This is a genomic window from Caulobacter sp., from assembly GCF_965279145.1.
Lineage (GTDB): Bacteria > Pseudomonadota > Alphaproteobacteria > Caulobacterales > Caulobacteraceae > Caulobacter.
The window spans coordinates 2,664,342-2,679,579 of the sequence record NZ_OZ257139.1; the positions used below are offsets into that span (position 1 = coordinate 2,664,342).

General features: G+C 65.7%; 9 protein-coding genes, 2 tRNA genes and 2 pseudogenes. 7 read left to right on the forward strand and 6 right to left on the reverse strand.

What is annotated here, in order from left to right; all coding sequences use genetic code 11:
• Positions 1–555 precede the first annotated feature (555 nt).
• Positions 556–3,741: a TonB-dependent receptor gene (locus tag ACQY9P_RS12540; RefSeq protein WP_421738933.1), complete on the forward strand. Its 3,186-nt coding sequence runs from the start codon at positions 556–558 to the stop codon at positions 3,739–3,741.
• A 131-nt stretch (positions 3,742–3,872) separates the two neighbouring features.
• Positions 3,873–4,370 (forward strand): GNAT family N-acetyltransferase, encoded by a 498-nt coding sequence (locus tag ACQY9P_RS12545; protein WP_421738932.1) that lies wholly within the window; start codon positions 3,873–3,875, stop codon positions 4,368–4,370.
• A 71-nt stretch (positions 4,371–4,441) separates the two neighbouring features.
• Here ACQY9P_RS12545 and sppA read toward each other — a convergent pair whose 3' ends face one another.
• A complete protein-coding gene (sppA, locus tag ACQY9P_RS12550) occupies positions 4,442–6,226 on the reverse strand; it encodes a signal peptide peptidase SppA (RefSeq protein ID WP_421738931.1) in 1,785 nt (594 codons plus the stop codon).
• 128 nt (positions 6,227–6,354) lie between these two features.
• Positions 6,355–6,431, reverse strand: a tRNA-Pro gene (locus ACQY9P_RS12555).
• A gap of 151 nt (positions 6,432–6,582) precedes the next feature.
• On the opposite strand from ACQY9P_RS12555, the gene ACQY9P_RS12560 reads away from it, so the two are divergent.
• Both ACQY9P_RS12560 and ACQY9P_RS12565 read left to right on the forward strand, forming a co-directional pair.
• A tRNA-Gln gene (locus ACQY9P_RS12560) sits at positions 6,583–6,656 on the forward strand.
• Between the two features lie 566 nt (positions 6,657–7,222).
• Complete coding sequence (locus ACQY9P_RS12565; protein WP_421738930.1) at positions 7,223–7,663, forward strand: MucR family transcriptional regulator; 441 nt, start codon at positions 7,223–7,225, stop codon at positions 7,661–7,663.
• Positions 7,664–7,735: 72 nt separating this feature from the next.
• Here ACQY9P_RS12565 and ACQY9P_RS12570 read toward each other — a convergent pair whose 3' ends face one another.
• The 3 genes from ACQY9P_RS12570 to ACQY9P_RS12580 form a co-directional block, all read right to left on the reverse strand.
• On the reverse strand, positions 7,736–9,514 hold the full coding sequence (locus tag ACQY9P_RS12570; RefSeq protein WP_421738929.1) for an ATP-binding protein: 1,779 nt from the start codon (positions 9,512–9,514) through the stop codon (positions 7,736–7,738).
• A gap of 79 nt (positions 9,515–9,593) precedes the next feature.
• Entirely contained in the window at positions 9,594–10,142 is a 549-nt protein-coding gene (locus ACQY9P_RS12575; protein ID WP_421738928.1) for a GNAT family N-acetyltransferase, read from the reverse strand.
• Positions 10,143–10,278: 136 nt separating this feature from the next.
• The gene (locus ACQY9P_RS12580) at positions 10,279–12,456 is read right to left on the reverse strand and encodes a S9 family peptidase (protein WP_421738927.1); all 2,178 of its coding nucleotides are present in this window, start codon (positions 12,454–12,456) and stop codon (positions 10,279–10,281) included.
• Positions 12,457–12,483: 27 nt separating this feature from the next.
• Here ACQY9P_RS12580 and ACQY9P_RS12585 point away from each other — a divergent pair.
• From ACQY9P_RS12585 to ACQY9P_RS12595, 3 genes and pseudogenes are all read left to right on the forward strand, one after another.
• Positions 12,484–13,325, forward strand: a pseudogene (locus ACQY9P_RS12585) (trypsin-like serine peptidase); the annotation flags it as partial.
• 196 nt (positions 13,326–13,521) lie between these two features.
• A pseudogene (locus ACQY9P_RS12590) lies at positions 13,522–13,715 on the forward strand (CsbD family protein).
• A 105-nt stretch (positions 13,716–13,820) separates the two neighbouring features.
• Positions 13,821–14,606 carry a helix-turn-helix domain-containing protein gene (locus ACQY9P_RS12595; protein WP_421738926.1) on the forward strand — a complete coding sequence of 262 codons (786 nt, stop codon included), beginning with the start codon at positions 13,821–13,823 and terminating at the stop codon, positions 14,604–14,606.
• 172 nt (positions 14,607–14,778) lie between these two features.
• Here ACQY9P_RS12595 and ACQY9P_RS12600 read toward each other — a convergent pair whose 3' ends face one another.
• Positions 14,779–15,228 carry a MaoC family dehydratase gene (locus tag ACQY9P_RS12600; protein WP_421738925.1) on the reverse strand — a complete coding sequence of 150 codons (450 nt, stop codon included), beginning with the start codon at positions 15,226–15,228 and terminating at the stop codon, positions 14,779–14,781.
• Positions 15,229–15,238: the final 10 nt, after the last annotated feature.

A 15,238-nucleotide genomic window follows, 5' to 3' on the forward strand; every position in this document is an offset into this window, starting at 1 on the left:
TCATCAAGAGCGACGGGCGCCCTGACAACGTGCGGCGGCGTGGAAATGTGCCCCTTAATCAATCATTAATGAAAATTTGCAGCTCGAAAACCGCCGCAAATGGGGTGAAAAACGCCGATATTCCGAGAAATGGATGGAATGCGTTGCGGGCTTGTCAAGATTGCCGAGGCGGATTTTGCCGCGCTCCGATATTCAAAAGTATCGCCGTTCGGATACCGTTGATCGGGTAATTTTTCTCGTGAAACCAAAGGCCTAGCTGCGCCGTGAGGCCTGCGCGGAAAGCCTGCGACAAATGGCGTAGCTTCGTTTGTCGAGAATGAGACGTCCGTGTTGCGTTTATGCGACAGCTTTGAGCGATGTGGATTACAATCCTGCAATGTCCGTTGACCCAAAAGCGGGGCGGCTCCTAACGTCCCGGTAACCGGGGAAATGTTTTCCGGGACACCAGTAATCTCGTGGTCAGTTGGCGCGGTTTCCCGCGCGGGTCGGACGAAATGTTTCTCAGGGGCCCCGTCCGGCCGGAACGCTCACCACGCTAGAGGGGATATGAAGAACATGAACTCCACAAAGGGTAGCGTTCGCGCGCGTCTTTTGACGTCGTCGCTGCTGGCCGGTCTGGCGGCGGTCGCCGCGCCTATGGCCGTGACGCTCGTCGCGACCGCCGTTCCGACGCTCGCCAGCGCTCAGGACTATACCAGCGGCGCCCTGGTCGGCACCGTTAAGGACACCAACGGCGCGCCCGTCGCCGGCGCCACGATCGTCGTCAAGTCGACGGCCCAGGGCTTCGAGCGTAACCTGACCACGGACGCCGACGGTCAGTTCCGCGCGGCCTCGATCCCCGGCGGCGCCTATTCGGTCTCGATCACCAAGGAAGGCTTCAAGCCGACCAGCGACGGCAACGTCCGCGTCGGCACCGGTTCGGCCTCGAACTACGGCTTCACGATCGCGGCTGAAGGCACGGAAGTGTCGGAAATCGTCATCACCGGCACCGCCAACCCGCAACTGGACTTCGCCAACACCACGACCGGCCTGGTCGTCGACGTTGAAACCCTGTCCAAGCAAATCCCGATCGCGCGTAACGTCACCGCCCTGACGCTGCTGGCCCCCTCGGCCGTCCCCGGCGACACCGCCGCGACGTTCGTCCAACAGGGTCAATCGCAGGCCGCCATCGGCGGTAACTCGATCGGCGAGAACGTTTTCTACGTCAACGGCCTGAACATCACCAACTTCGTCAACGGCATCGGCGGCACGCTGGTCCCGTTCGAATTCTACAAGTCGGTTGAAGTGAAGACCGGCGGCTTCCCCGCCGAATTCGGCCGTGGCACCGGCGCCGTGATCAACGCGGTGACCAAGTCCGGCTCGAACGAGTTCAAGTTCGCCATCCACGGCAACTACGAGCCCGACAGCCTGCGCGCCAAGTCGCCGAACGCCCTGGTCTCCCGTAACTCGGTCGCCGCTCGTTCGGACAAGAGCTTCATCGTCGAAGCCGGCGGTCCGATCATCCGCGACCACCTGTTCTTCTACGGCCTGGCCTCGTTCAACAACCTGCGCACCACGACCGGCACCAACACGTTCCGCCCCGCCGCCGGCGCCACGAACAACCTGGTCAAGGACCGCACGGCTGATCCGTTCTACGGCTTCAAGCTGGACGGCTACATCACCGACAGCCAGCACCTCGAGTTCACCTACTTCGACAGCAGCCGCAAGCGTAAGCGCGACAGCTATCGTTACTCGCTGGACAACGACCAGATCGTTGGCGGCCGCACCTCGGCCGACACCCTGTATCAGGGCGGCGAAAACTACGTTGCCCGCTATACCGGCAACTTCACCGACTGGCTGACGATCTCCGCCGCCTACGGCCGCAGCGAAGTCGACAACGCCAACCGCGGCAACCTGGCCGGCGAGTCGCTGGTTCAGGACACCCGCTTCGGCACCACGACCACCGTCAGCCGTCAGACCGCCACCTCGACGACCTTCCCGTTCATCGCTGAACGCGAATTCTATCGCGGCGACGTCGACCTGTACTTCAAGCTGTTCGGTTCGCACCACGTTCGCGCCGGCTACGACCGCGAAAACACGACGCTCACCGAGTTCACCGTCCGTAACGGCGGCTACAACTACACCCTGCGTCGCGCTGGCGCCGCCGGCGCTCTGGGTGGTCTGATCGCGACCGGCCAGGACTATATCGAACTGCGCAAGTTCCAGACCGGTGGCGGCTTCGACGGCGTCAACGAGGCGTACTACATCCAGGACGCCTGGGACGTTACCGATCGCCTGACCCTGAACCTGGGCGTCCGTCAGGACAAGTTCTCGGTCGCCGACCCGAACGGTCAGGTGTTCTCGTCGTTCGACAACGAAGTCGGCCTGCGTCTGGGCTTTGCCTATGACCTGTTCGGCGATCGCAACGACAAGGTCTATGGTTCGTACGGCCGCACCTATGTGCCGGTGGCGTCCAACACCGCGTTCCGCGCGGCCAGCCCCGCCATCGACAACTCGCAGTTCTTCCTGCCCGCCGGCGGCGCCGTCAACTTCGGCGCCCTGAACCCGGTCACCGGCCTCCCGGCCGCTGGTCTCGGCGCTCAGATCATCGGCACCGCTGCAAACCACGGTTCGCTCAACACCTGCGCCGCCGCCGTCGGCTCGATCGCTGCGGCCGGTTCGTACGCCTGCGTCACGCGTAACAACGGCCTGTCGCCGAACCCGGACGCCGTCGCCGCCAAGAACCTGAAGTCGACCTATCAGGACGAATACATCGTCGGCTTCGAACACCGCTTCGGTCCGCTGTGGAAGGCCGGCGTCAACCTGACCTACCGCAACCTCGGTCGCGTCAGCGAAGACGCCCTGCTCGACTACGGCATCCGCAACTGGTGCTCGGCCAACGGCTACGCGCTGAACAACGCGGCGGAAACCGGCTGCGCCGATATCTGGTACGGCGAACACCAGTACCTGATCGTCAACCCGGGCCAGGACGCCAAGATCGTGCTGAGCGATCCGCTGCCGGGCGAGACCCAGATCCGCACCATCACCGTGACCGGCGCCCAAATGGGCTTCCCGAAGGTGAAGCGCGAATACATCGGTCTGGAAATGAACTTCGAACGCGCCTTCGACGGCAAGTGGGGCCTGCAAGGGTCCTACGTGATCTCGGAGTCGAAGGGTAACTTCGAAGGTCTGGCGCGCTCGGACAACGGTCAAACGGACGCCGGCATCACCGTCGACTTCGACCACCTGGCGTTCATCCCCGGCACCTACGGCCTGCTGCCCAACCACCGTGGTCACCAGCTGAAGCTGTTCGGTTCGTACGCTGTGACCGACAACCTGCTGTTCGGTGGCAACCTCTCGGTTGTCTCGCCGCGCAAGTACGGCTGCATCGGCACGGCTCCGGCCGGCTCGACGCCTGACGCCCTCATCGCCAACGACAGCTACGGCGCCGCTTCCCGCTATTGCGGCGGCAAGCTCGTCAACCGCGGCACGGCGTTCGAAGGTGACTGGATCACGCGCTTCGACATGTCGGTTCGCTACACCGTTCCCGCCAAGTTCGTCCCGGGCATCCCGCTCATCGGTTCGGACGACAGCGCTCTGGTGCTCCGCGCCGACCTGTTCAACGTGTTCAACCTGGACGGCGTTTCCGAGCGTAACGAGTTCGGTGAATCCGGCTCGGGCGCCGCCCGCGCTGACTTCATGTACCCGATCGCCTATCAGGCTCCGCGCTCCGTGCGCGTCGGCTTCGACTGGTCGTTCTAAGCAACACCACTTCGTTGCGACTAATGAAGGCGGCGGGCTCCGAAAGGAGCCCGCCGTTTTCTTTTGGGCGGTTGGCGCGAACGCCATCCAGAACCGTTGCCGACCGAGACGAAGTCCCGGACATTCGACCCATGGACACCTTCGCAACGTCCCGCCTCATGGCCACGCGGGTGGCGGACGACGATCTGGACGACCTGGTGGCGCTGCACCTCGATCCAGAGGTGTCGCGGTTCCTAGGCGGCGTCAGGACGCCCGAGGCCACGGCGGCCTATCTGGAGACCAATATCCGCCACTGGACCGATCATGGCGTCGGCCTGTGGACGCTCAGAACGGCCGACGGCGCGTTCGTGGGCCGGGCGGGTCTCCGCTACGTCGACCTGGAAGGCGCGCCGGAACTGGAGATCGCCTACACCTTCGCCAGACGCGCCTGGGGGCAGGGGCTGGCGACCGAGATCGCCGAAGCCCTGGTCGGGATCTGGCGGGCGCGGCGCGCCGAGCCCAGTCTCATCGGCATCGTCGTGAAGGGCCACGCGACGTCGGAACGCGTTCTTCTGAAGACCGGCTTCGACTACGAGCGCGACGCCCTCTTTCATGATGAGAACAGCGGCGTCTTTCGCCTGGCGCGGTGACGCCCGCCATCGTCCACGAAAAAGGCCGCCCAGCTAAGCCGGGCGGCCTTCGTCTTATCTATGGGCCGGCCCTAGTGGATCGGCGTATCGGCCAGCACGCTGGCGCCGCCGGGCGCTGCCCGCAGGCGGGCGTGGGCCAGTTCGTCCATAATCGCCTGGGAGCGCGGATCGCCCAGGATCCAGGCCGAGGCGGCGACGGCCCGCATCGAGGTGGAGCTGACGCCCAGGGCGCGCTCCAGGGCCTCGAAGGGCGACTTGCCGCCGTCCATGCGCTTGAGCTTAACGTCGCCCTTGATGTTCGCCAGGGCCTTGGCCTTGTCGACCGCCTGATAGAAGCCGCCCAGCTCATCGACCAGACCCAGTTGCAGGGCCTGCTCGCCGGTCCAGACGCGGCCCTTGGCGATCTCGCGCACGCGCTCGGGCGGCAGCTTGCGGCCCTCCGAAACGCGGGTGACGAAGCCGGCATAGATGCGGTCCATCCAGCCGGCGAACTTGGCGCGCTGGTCGGGGGTGAAGCCCTCGCCCGTGCCGAAGGCGCCGGCATAGTCGCCGCCCACATGCACTTCGCGGGTGTCGACGCCGAAGCGCGACAGGGCCTCGCCCAGGGCGAACTTGCCGCCATAGACGCCGATCGAGCCGGTCAGGGTGGTGGGCTCGGCCACGATCGAGGAGGCCTGGCTGCTGATCCAGTAGCCGCCCGAGGCGGCATAGGTGCCCATCGAGACCACGACGGGCTTTCCGGCGGCCTTGACGGCCTTGACGGCGGCCAGGATCTGCTCGGAGGCGGTGTCGGAGCCGCCGGGCGAGGACACCCGGAAGACGACCGCCTTGACGTCCTTGTCGGCCGCCGCGTCGTACAGCGCCTTGGAGACGTCGTCCGAATAGACCGTGGTCTCGCCGCCGAACGGCGAGCCGCCGCCGCTGGAGCCGGTCATGATCGCGCCTTCGGCGCCGATCACGGCGATGGTCGGGCCAGACTTGGCGGGCGACTTCTTGCCATGCGCCGCATAGTCCTCGAAGTCGATCAGCTTGGCGCCCTTGCCGGCGCGGGACAGCACCACGCTCTGCAGGTCGTTGACCTGGCCGACGCGGTCGATCAGGCCCTTCTCGCGGGCTTCCTGGGCGCTGTAGGGGCCCGCTTCCAGCACCTTGATCAGCGCGGCGGGCGCGACCTTGCGGTCGGCGGCGGCGGTGGTCAGGGCGCTGCGATAGACCGAGCCCATCCATGACAGCGACGATTCGCGGTGCGCGGGGGTGTAGTCGCTGTAGAGGTAGGGATTGACCGCGTTCTTGTATTCATAGCGCTGCTCGTACTCGGCTTTGACGCCGTACTTGTCGAAGAAGCGCTTGAAGAACATCGCCTCGCTGGCGACGCCGACGGCCTGGAACGAGCTGTCAGGCTGCATCCAGAACTCGGTGGAGGCCGCGCCCAGCATGTAGGTCGAGGTCACCATGCCCGAGGGATAGAGCCCCTGGCTGTGCGAATAGATCGGCTTCTTGCCCACCGAACGGAAGTGCTTGAAGGCCAGGCGCAGTTCGTCGGCGGTGGCCGGAGCGATGCCGCCCTCTGGCAGGCGCACGAAGATCGCCTTGACCTTGTCGTCGGTCTCGGCCCGCCGCAGCGTCTCGATCACCGACATCACGGAGTTTCCCCCGCCGCTGAACGCCGCGAACGGGTTCTGGGCTTCCTGGTCGGTCAGGCCGCGGCGCAGGTCCAGCGCCAGGACGGAATGGGCGGGAATGGGGGCCGGCCGGGCCGCGCCGGCGGCCATCACGATCAGCAGGAAAGGCACGCCGACCACGAACAACACCAGGCCGACAAAGACGCCGGCCACGGTCAGGAAGAACTGCTTCATCGAAGATCCCGTCACGAGTTGCCACACAAGCTAACGGGTGTTGCGGTGCGGTCAAATGAACAGCGTGCAACCTGGCGCGAGCGCGCCAGGATTATCATGGAATAGACAGGATACAGATGCGGGAAAAATGGTCGGAGTGGCAGGATTTGAACCTACGACCCCTGCGTCCCGAACGCAGTGCTCTACCAGACTGAGCCACACTCCGACTTGGAGGGCGGCTTATAGAGGGGCGGTCGCGGCCTCGCAAGCGTGAATTATGGCGCTGTAAAAAGAAGTTCAAAGTCCCGTTGCATCCGTCCGACTCGTGCGCTATCTCCACCGCCTCGCCGAACCCCACGGGGTTTTGCCGTTCCTGCTGGGGAATGGTGTAATGGTAACACAGCGGTTTTTGGTACCGTCGTTCTAGGTTCGAGTCCTAGTTCCCCAGCCACACTTCCCAAGACTTGTAGAGACGTTCGGGGCGCCGCCAGCCGTCGCGCCGTCACCGCCGACGCCAGGCGCGCGCGCCTGGCTCGCGCAAGACAGCGCTGTTTCGGCCGCGATTGTTTCGCCATTGAAACCAAGATTAGACGCGCCCGGCGTCCGGTCGGCGAAGATGTGCGGCCCTGGCCCGTGGTCATCGACGGTGGGGACCTGCCGACAGGCAAGATTTGGGGCGTCTTCCACTTATCGACAACGGCCGTGCCAGTTCGCGCCAGATATTGGCGGTGTCTTCGACGCTTGGACGGCGGGGTGTTCTTATCGATTTTCAAGATCCCGAAATTGACCCGACGGCATCCCTGAGGCGTTTTGTCGCGGGATTTTTTACAATTTCAGATTGTCATCGCTCGAAGCTCGGCTGTGATCACGGTTCGCGGACTCCGGGTCTCTATTTCGCGCCCGCGAACAGAAAAGATTCACCTTATGATCAACTATTCCTGCATTTTATCCTGAAGACTACTTGTATTTCGGTCAGAGGGGTGTATTCCCGAAACAAATCCGCATGGAGTCATAATCGTGGAAGACAGGGCGTCCCTTATCGAACTGACCGCTGAAATCGTGGCCAACTATGTCGCGAATAACAGCACGCCGGTTTCCGATCTTCCGGCTCTGATTCGAGCAACTCACGACGCGCTGGCAGGTATTGGCTCGCCGGAAGCACCCGTCGTCGAGAGCGTTACCAAGGCGACCGCGGCGCAGATTCGCAAGAGCATCACGCCCGACGCCCTGATCAGCTTCGAAGACGGCAAGCCGTACAAGACCCTCAAGCGCCACCTGACGACGCACGGCATGACCGTTGCCGAGTACAAGGCCAAGTGGGGCCTGCCCAACGACTATCCCACCACGGCGCCCGCTTACAGCGAAGCCCGTTCGGCCATGGCCAAGGCCCTGGGCCTGGGGCAGGGCGGCCGCAAGGCCAAGAGCCCCGCCAAGGCGCCGCGCGCCCGCAAGGCCTAAAAGCCGAAAAGGCTTTCAAGACCCGTTCAGGAGGGGCTGGCCGAAAGGTCGGCCCCTTTTCTGATTCCAGGATCAGGCCGAGGCGCGCGCGTCTTCCGGCGCCGGCGGCGCCAGGACCCGCGTCATGGTCTCGACCAGCTTCACGACCTCGATCGGCTTGGGAATCAGGCCGTCCATGCCCGCCTCCGAATAGAGCATCCGCTCGTGGGTCAGCACGCTGGCCGTCACCGCGATGATCGGGGTGCGGGGACGGCCGGTCTCGCCTTCGCGCTCGCGGATCGTCCGGCTGGCCTCTATGCCGTCCATGCCGGGCATGTGGATGTCCATCAGGATGGCGTCCCAGCGTTCGCGCTCCCACATCGCCACCGCCTCGCGGCCGTCGACCGCGAACTGGCCGCTGACGCCCAGATGGCCCAGCAGGGTCAGCAGGACGGTGCGGTTGGTGTCGTTGTCGTCGACCACCAGCACCCGCAGCGGGGTCTCGTTGTCGAGGGTCGCGTCGGGCAGGGTCGCCACCGCGCCCTCCGTCGCTTCGACTTGCGGCATGGCGGTGGAGAAGCTGAATCGGGTGCCGCCGTCCGGGAGCGAGGCGAAGTCGATCCGGCCGCCCATCAGCCCGACCAGCTCCTTGCAGATCGCCAGGCCAAGGCCTGCGCCGCCCGCGCGCCGGGTGCTGGAACTGTCCAGTTGGACGAACTTGCCGAAGATGAGGTCGCGCTGGGTCTCCGGGATGCCGACACCGCTGTCAGCGATCTGGAAGGCGAGGGTGTCGCCGTCGCCCCGGACCGAGACCCGCACCGCGCCGGCGTCGGTGAACTTGATGGCGTTGGAGATCAGGTTGCTCAGCACCTGGCGCAGGCGCTGGGCGTCGCCCAGGCGCCAGCCCGTCGCCGTGGGGGCGATATCCAGTTCGAAGGTCAGGCCCTTTTCCCGCGCCAGGCCGCCGTACAGCTGTCGCAGGCCCTCGAGCACGCCCTCCATGGCGAACGGCGCGGGGATGATCTCCATCCGGCCGGCCTCGATCCGCGAGATGTCGAGAATGGCGTTGATGACGCCCAGCAGCGACTGGCCCGACGTGGTGATGATTCCCAGGCGACGCCGCTGTTCCGGTTCCAGCGCGCCGCTCTCCATGATCTGGGCCATGCCCAGGACGCCGTTCAGGGGCGTGCGGATCTCATGGCTCATGGTGGCCAGGAAGTCGGTCTTGGCGCGGTTGGCGGTCTGGGCGGCCAGGGCCAGGGCCTCGGCCTTGCCTTGCAGTCGCCGGTTTTCCTTCAGTTCCCGCTGCAGCTCGGCGTTCAGCGCGTCGCTGGCCAGGCGGGCCCTGACCTCGCGTCCCACCACGCCGCGCATCAGGGTCGACATGCCGCCGGCCGCGAAGGCGCCGGCCAGAGCCAGGAACATGTATTGGTTGATCGTGTCGCCGGGCGCGTGGCGGGCCATCCAGACCAGCCCCGCCACCGCCAGACCCACGCTGACCAGGGCGACGCGGCGGCTGGGGGCCGAGGTGGCGAACACCAGGGCCATCAGCACGAAATAGACCAGCTTCTGCGGCTCGAAATGGAGGCTCTGATAGACGACGACATTGGCCAGGAAGAGGCCGTTCATGCCCATCACCAGGCCTTCGAGGCGCAGGCCTTGCGTGTTTCCGCCGCGCAGAGCGCGCCAGGCCGCCAGGCCGTAGCAGGCCGCCACGATCGACAGTCCATCCAGAATGAAGAGCTCAGCGCCGGTTTCGTAGAACGGATGTGAAAGGCTGATCAGGCAGTAATAGACCGCGGCCGCCAGAAGATAGCCTCTGGCGATGGGCACATAGGCCTGCATCAATGCGCGGTTGGTCGGAGACGTCAAACCCCTGCCTTCTGAACTATTAGGTCCCCACCTTTTCAGAGTTGTAGAGGCGAAACGTTAAGCCTTGCTTTGAGTGTCGCTACACCCCGCTCAGGGTCAGACCCGGCGAATCGGGCTGGCGCTCGCCGCCGCCGTTCAGCGGCCGCTGCATCCAGACCAGATCCACCCAGCGCCCGAACTTGTGGCCCATCGACGGGAACACGCCGCGCGGCTCGAAGCCCATGGCCGCGTGCAGGCCGATCGAGGCGGCGTTGCCGCTGTCGCCGATCACGGCCACCATCTGTCGCAGGCCCAGGGCCTCGCACTGGGCGATCAGGGCTGTCAGCAGCGCCTTGCCCACGCCCTTGCCGACCGCGTCGGGCGAGACATAGACGCTGTCCTCGACGGTGTAGCGATAGGCGGCGCGCAGGCGGAACGGGCCGGCATAGGCATAGCCCAGCACCACGCCGTCCTCCTCGGCGACCAGATAGGGCAGGCCGCGCTCCAGGAACGCGGCGCGCCGGCGGGTCATCTCGTCCTGGGCGGGCGGATCCTCCTCGAAGGTGCCCAGGCCGTTGAGGACGTTCCAGCCATAGATGGCGGTGATCGCCGGGAGGTCGGCGTCGGTGGAGGGGCGGATCGTGATCATCAGATCCTCCCCCCAGCGGGGGAGGTGTCGGCGAAGCCGACGGAGGGGGAAGTCGGCCGGTGTTGGGGATGACTTCCCCCTCCGGCCCTTCGGGCCGCCTCCCCCGCTGGGGGGAGGACCTTGAACCGCGCGCCCATCAAGCCTCCCAGCCCTTGTCCACGGCCCAGACCGCGAAGGCGTAGTCCAGGGCGATCTCCTTGAGGAAATCAAAGCGTCCCGACGCGCCGCCATGGCCGGCGTCCATGTTGATCTTCAAGAGAGCAGGCTTGCCGCTGGTCGAGGCCGGCCGCAGCTTGGCGATCCACTTCTCGGGCTCCCAATAGGTGACGCGCGGGTCCGACAGGCCGCCGGTGGCCAGCACGGCCGGATAGGGCTTGGACGCGACATTGTCATAGGGGCTGTAGCTGGCGATGTAGTCGTAGGCTTCCGCGTCCTCCAGCGGATTGCCCCATTCGGGCCATTCGGGCGGGGTCAGGGGCAGGGACGTGTCGCTCATGGTGTTGACCACGTCGACGAACGGTACGGCCGCGATGATCCCGGCGAACAGGTCGGGCCGCATGTTGGTGATGGCGCCCATCAGCAGACCGCCGGCCGAGCCGCCATAGGCCACGGTGTTGGCGGGCTTGCCGTAGCCGGCGCCATGCAGGTGCTCGGCGCAGGCGATGAAGTCGGTGAAGGTGTTTTTCTTCTTGAACTTCTTGCCGTCCAGGAACCAGCTCCAGCCCTTTTCCGAGCCGCCGCGCGGGCAGGCCGTGGCCCAGATCCAGCCCCGGTCGACCAGGCTGAAGTTGCGGATCGAGAAGCTGGCCTCCATCGAGATGCCATAGCTGCCGTAGCCGTACAGCAGCAGCGGGGCCGAGCCGTCCAGCGGCGTTCCCTTCTTCATCAGGATGAAGATCGGCACGTCGGTTCCGTCGGACGCCTTGGCGTTCAGGCGGCGGGTCTCATACTTCGAAGGATCGTGGCCCGAGGGGATTTCCTGGGTCTTGCGCAGGGTCCGCTGGCGGTTGGTCATGTCGTAGTCGAACCACTGCCGGGGCGTGGTCATCGAGTTGTAGACGAAGCGCACGGTGGCGGTGTCGTACTCGTAACCGCCCTCCAGGCTCAGCGCATAGGCCTGCTCGTCGAAGCCGACCACATGCTCTTCACCACCGACCGCCGTGATGACGATGCGGTTGACCGCGTCCACCTTTTCCAGCCGCGCGAAGTGGTTCCTGAAGGCGATCATGCCCACGATCAGCCGGCCGGGATGGTGGGCGATCCAGTCCTTCCAGTGCGCCTTGCCGGGCGTGGCCTCAGGCGCGGTGACCAGCTTCCAGTCGACCGCGCCGTCGGCGTTGGTGCGGATCACGAAGTGGTCGTTCCAGTGGTCGATCTCGTAGCGCACGCCCACCTGGCGCGGCTCCATGATCACCGGCTTGGCCGTCGGGGCGCTGGCCGGGATCAGCAGGTTTTCGCTGGTCTCCTGGTTGCCGCAGCTGATGACGATGAACTTTTCCGACGAGAGCACGCCCACGCCGATGAAGAAGCCTTCATCGGGCTCGTCATAGATCAGCACGTCGTCCTTGCCGGCTCCGCGCGCCGGGCGGCGATAGATCTTCGCGGGACGGCCGTTGTCGTCCCGGAAGGTCCAGAACAGCCATTCACTGTCGGGCGAGAAGCAGAAGTCGCCGGTGGTGCTTTCGACCGGGCTGTCCAGCACCTGGCCGGTCGCCAGGTCCTTGACGTGAATGCGGTAGACTTCCGAGCCCTGCTCATCGATCGCGAAGGCGTAGAGCTTGTGGTCCGGCGAATGGCTGGCGGCGCCGACCTGGTAGAAGGCCTTGCCCTTGGACTCGGCCTCTTCGTCCAGCAGGATCTGCTCGGCCCCGCCGCCCTTGGGCTTGCGGGCGTGGATCGGGTGCTGCGCGCCGGTCTCGAAGCGGGTGTAGTATTCCCATTCGCCGTCGGGCGCGGGCACGGACGCGTCGTCCTGCTTGATGCGGCCCTTCATCTCCTCGAACATCGCCGCCTGCAGCGTCTCGGTCGAGGCCAGCATGGCTTGGGTGTAGGCGTTCTCGGCGGTCAGGTGTTCCTTGACGTCGGCCTTGATCAGCGACGGGTCGCGCAGGACCTTCTGCCAGTTATCGTCCTTCATCCAGGCATAGTCGTCGGTGCGGACGCGGCCCAGCTGCTCGATGCGCTTGGGCTCCTTCTTGGCGACGGGCGGGACGGGGCGGGCGCTGGCGGGAGCTGACATCGCGATTCCAGGACTGAAGACTGAACTGGAAGTAAGCACGGCGGTCGCGCTCGTCATCATCTGACGACGGTTCATGAGCTTTTTTCTCCCAACGCCCGAAGGTTGCGTCTGCGTCAGAACGCCAACTTGCGAGGCGGCGCGGGTCTGGTCAAACTGAGTCCCGCACCGGACGAGATTGGACGGCGCGGGGGTAGTAAGAGCGTAAGGGGCGACGATGGCGTATGACCTGTCCGTCGATCTGATCCAGGCGACGGTGCAGCTGGAACAGCCGCTCGGCGATGGTTCCCGCACGGTGGGCACGGGCTTTCTGGTCGCCGACCAGTCGCCCGACGGCAAGCCCCGCACGATCCTGATCACCGCCGGTCACGTCTTCGACCGCATGCCCCTGGCCTCGGCCAGGATCGGCTATCGCGTCCAGGCCAAGGACGGCGTCTGGCGCTACGATCCGCAGACCCTGAAGATCCGCGAGGGCGATCATCCGCTTTGGGTCAAGCACGCCGGCCGCGACATCGCCGCCATCGTTGTGGAGGCTCCGCCGGAATTCGCCAGGGCCGCCATTCCACTGGCCTGGCTGGCCCAGGACGACACTTTCGGCAAATACAACCTTGGCCCCGGCGACGAGATGATGGCCCTGGGCTTTCCGCGCGGGCTGTCGGCCAATCCGGCCGGCTTTCCGATCCTTCGGGCCGGTCGGGTGGCGTCGTATCCCTTGGCCCCGGCCAGCAATTTTCCGACCTTCCTGATGGACTTCTCGGTCTTCCCCGGCAATTCGGGCGGGCCGGTGTTCATGGCCGAGGGCGCGCGTCGCCGGCCGGGAACCGACAAGTCCGAAGAGGTGCAGTTCGTGGCCGGCATCCTGACCCAGCAGGTCGAGCTGTCGGGCGAGCGGCTGGAGATCGGCATCGTCACCCACGCCAAATATATCCGCGAGACCATCGCCCTGCTCGACAGGCCGCCGGCCGGCATGGCGGTGGCCGCCGCCGCGACGCGGATCGAGGCCATCCTGCCCGGAGGAACGGCCGCCTCGGCGGCGGTCTCGGCCAGCGCCATGGGCGTCGGCCGCTAGGAAAGTCCGGAACCTCGCTCTGCCCGGCCCGTTTCTCCTGCGAACGTTATCGCAATCACAGGCAGGAGTGAGCCATGAGCACCAATCGTGTTGAAGGCGCTATCGACAAGGGCGTCGGCGCTACCAAGGAAGCCCTCGGCAAGGCCACCGGCAACGAGAAGCTCGAAGCCGAAGGCATGGCCCAGAAGGCCAAGGGCGACATCCAGAACAAGGTCGGCCAGGCCCAGGACAAGATCGGCGACGCGATCAAGCGCTGATCGTTTCCTGACTAAAATCCATTCTGATGAAGACGGCCGCGGGAGCGATCCCGCGGCCGTTTTTCTTTACGCGTGAGGTAATGGCGCAGGGGCCGACAGCGTTCTAGCTTCGGGTCATGACCACCACCGTCCGCACCCTCGGCGAGCGCCTGCGCGACTGGCGTCAGAAGCGTCGCCTCAGCCAGCTGGACCTGGCCTGCGAGGCCGGGATCTCGACCCGCCATCTCAGCTTCCTCGAGACCGGCCGGGCCGCGCCCAGTCGCGAGATGGTGCTGCGCCTGGCCGAGTGTCTGGATGTGCCGCTGCGCGAGCGCAACGCCCTGCTGCTGGCCGCCGGCTTCGCGCCGGTGTTTCCCGAGCGGTCGCTGGACGATCCGGGCCTGGCGGCGGCCCGGGTGGCGGTGGAAGCGCTGCTGACCGCCCACATGCCGTTCCCGGCCCTGGCCATCGACCGGCGCTGGACCATGCTGGCCAGCAACGCCTCGGCCGGCCTGCTGCTGGCGGGTGTCGATCCGAAACTGCTGGAGGGGCCGGTCAATGTGCTGCGGGTCAGCCTGCATCCCGACGGCGTCGCGCCCCGGATCGCCAATCTGGCCGAGCTGCGCGGGCATATCCTGTCGCGGCTGCGTCGCGAGCTGGCCGACACGGGCGACCCGGGCCTGGCCGACCTGATCCGGGAACTGTCGGCCTATCCCGGCGGCGAGGCCCATCCGCGCGGCGGCGAGGGCATGATCGCCACGCCCCTGCGGCTGACGACGCCGGTGGGCGAGCTGTCGTTCCTGACCACGACCATGACCTTCAGCGGCCCGCTGGACGTCACGGTGTCGGAACTGACGATCGAGACCTTCCTGCCCGCCGATCCCGCCACGGCCGCCGCTTTGCGGGCCATGGCGGGAAGCTAGGGCGGGTTTGCTTCAGATTGAATCGCGCATCCCATTTTCCCGTCTTCCCGGCGAAGGCCGGGACCCAGATTCATCCGGAGCATCTCGTGGGTTTCATCTGGGCCCCGGCTTTCGCCGGGGAGACGGAGATTTTGGGTGGTCGCTTCGATGGAAACCAAACGTGCTCTAGAGGTCAGGCGCCGTAGATGATCGAGATCGTCTCGGCCACGCAGGCGGGGCGCTCTTCGCCCTCGATCTCGATGGTGCATTCGTTCTTCATCTGCAGGCCGCCCGACTTGGGCTCGACGCTGAGCAGCTTCTGGCGCATGCGCACCTTCTTGCCGACCCGCACCATGCCGGTGAAGCGGACCTTGTCGCAGCCATAGTTGATGCCGCGCGTCACGCCGGTGACGTGCAGGATGCCGGCGCCCAGCATCGGGATCAGCGACAGGGTCAGATAGCCGTGGGCGATCGGGCCGCCGATTTCCTTGGTGGCGCGCTCGACATCGACATGGATCCACTGGTGGTCGCCGGTGGCTTCGGCGAACAGGTTGACCCGCTCCTGGCTGATCTCGACCCAGTCCGAAACGCCGATCTCCTGACCGACCAGGCTGGCGATATCCGCATAGGCGACTTGTTTCATGGCGTTCTCC

Excerpts from the sequence above, each read along its gene's own strand:
- ACQY9P_RS12540 (WP_421738933.1), top strand. The coding sequence starts at position 556 with ATGAACTCCACAAAGGGTAGCGTTCGCGCGCGTCTTTTGACGTCGTCG.
- ACQY9P_RS12545 (WP_421738932.1), top strand. The coding sequence starts at position 3,873 with ATGGACACCTTCGCAACGTCCCGCCTCATGGCCACGCGGGTGGCGGAC.
- sppA (WP_421738931.1), bottom strand. The coding sequence starts at position 6,226 with ATGAAGCAGTTCTTCCTGACCGTGGCCGGCGTCTTTGTCGGCCTGGTG.
- ACQY9P_RS12575 (WP_421738928.1), bottom strand. The coding sequence starts at position 10,142 with ATGATCACGATCCGCCCCTCCACCGACGCCGACCTCCCGGCGATCACC.
- ACQY9P_RS12580 (WP_421738927.1), bottom strand. The coding sequence starts at position 12,456 with ATGAACCGTCGTCAGATGATGACGAGCGCGACCGCCGTGCTTACTTCC.
- ACQY9P_RS12595 (WP_421738926.1), top strand. The coding sequence starts at position 13,821 with ATGACCACCACCGTCCGCACCCTCGGCGAGCGCCTGCGCGACTGGCGT.
- ACQY9P_RS12600 (WP_421738925.1), bottom strand. The coding sequence starts at position 15,228 with ATGAAACAAGTCGCCTATGCGGATATCGCCAGCCTGGTCGGTCAGGAG.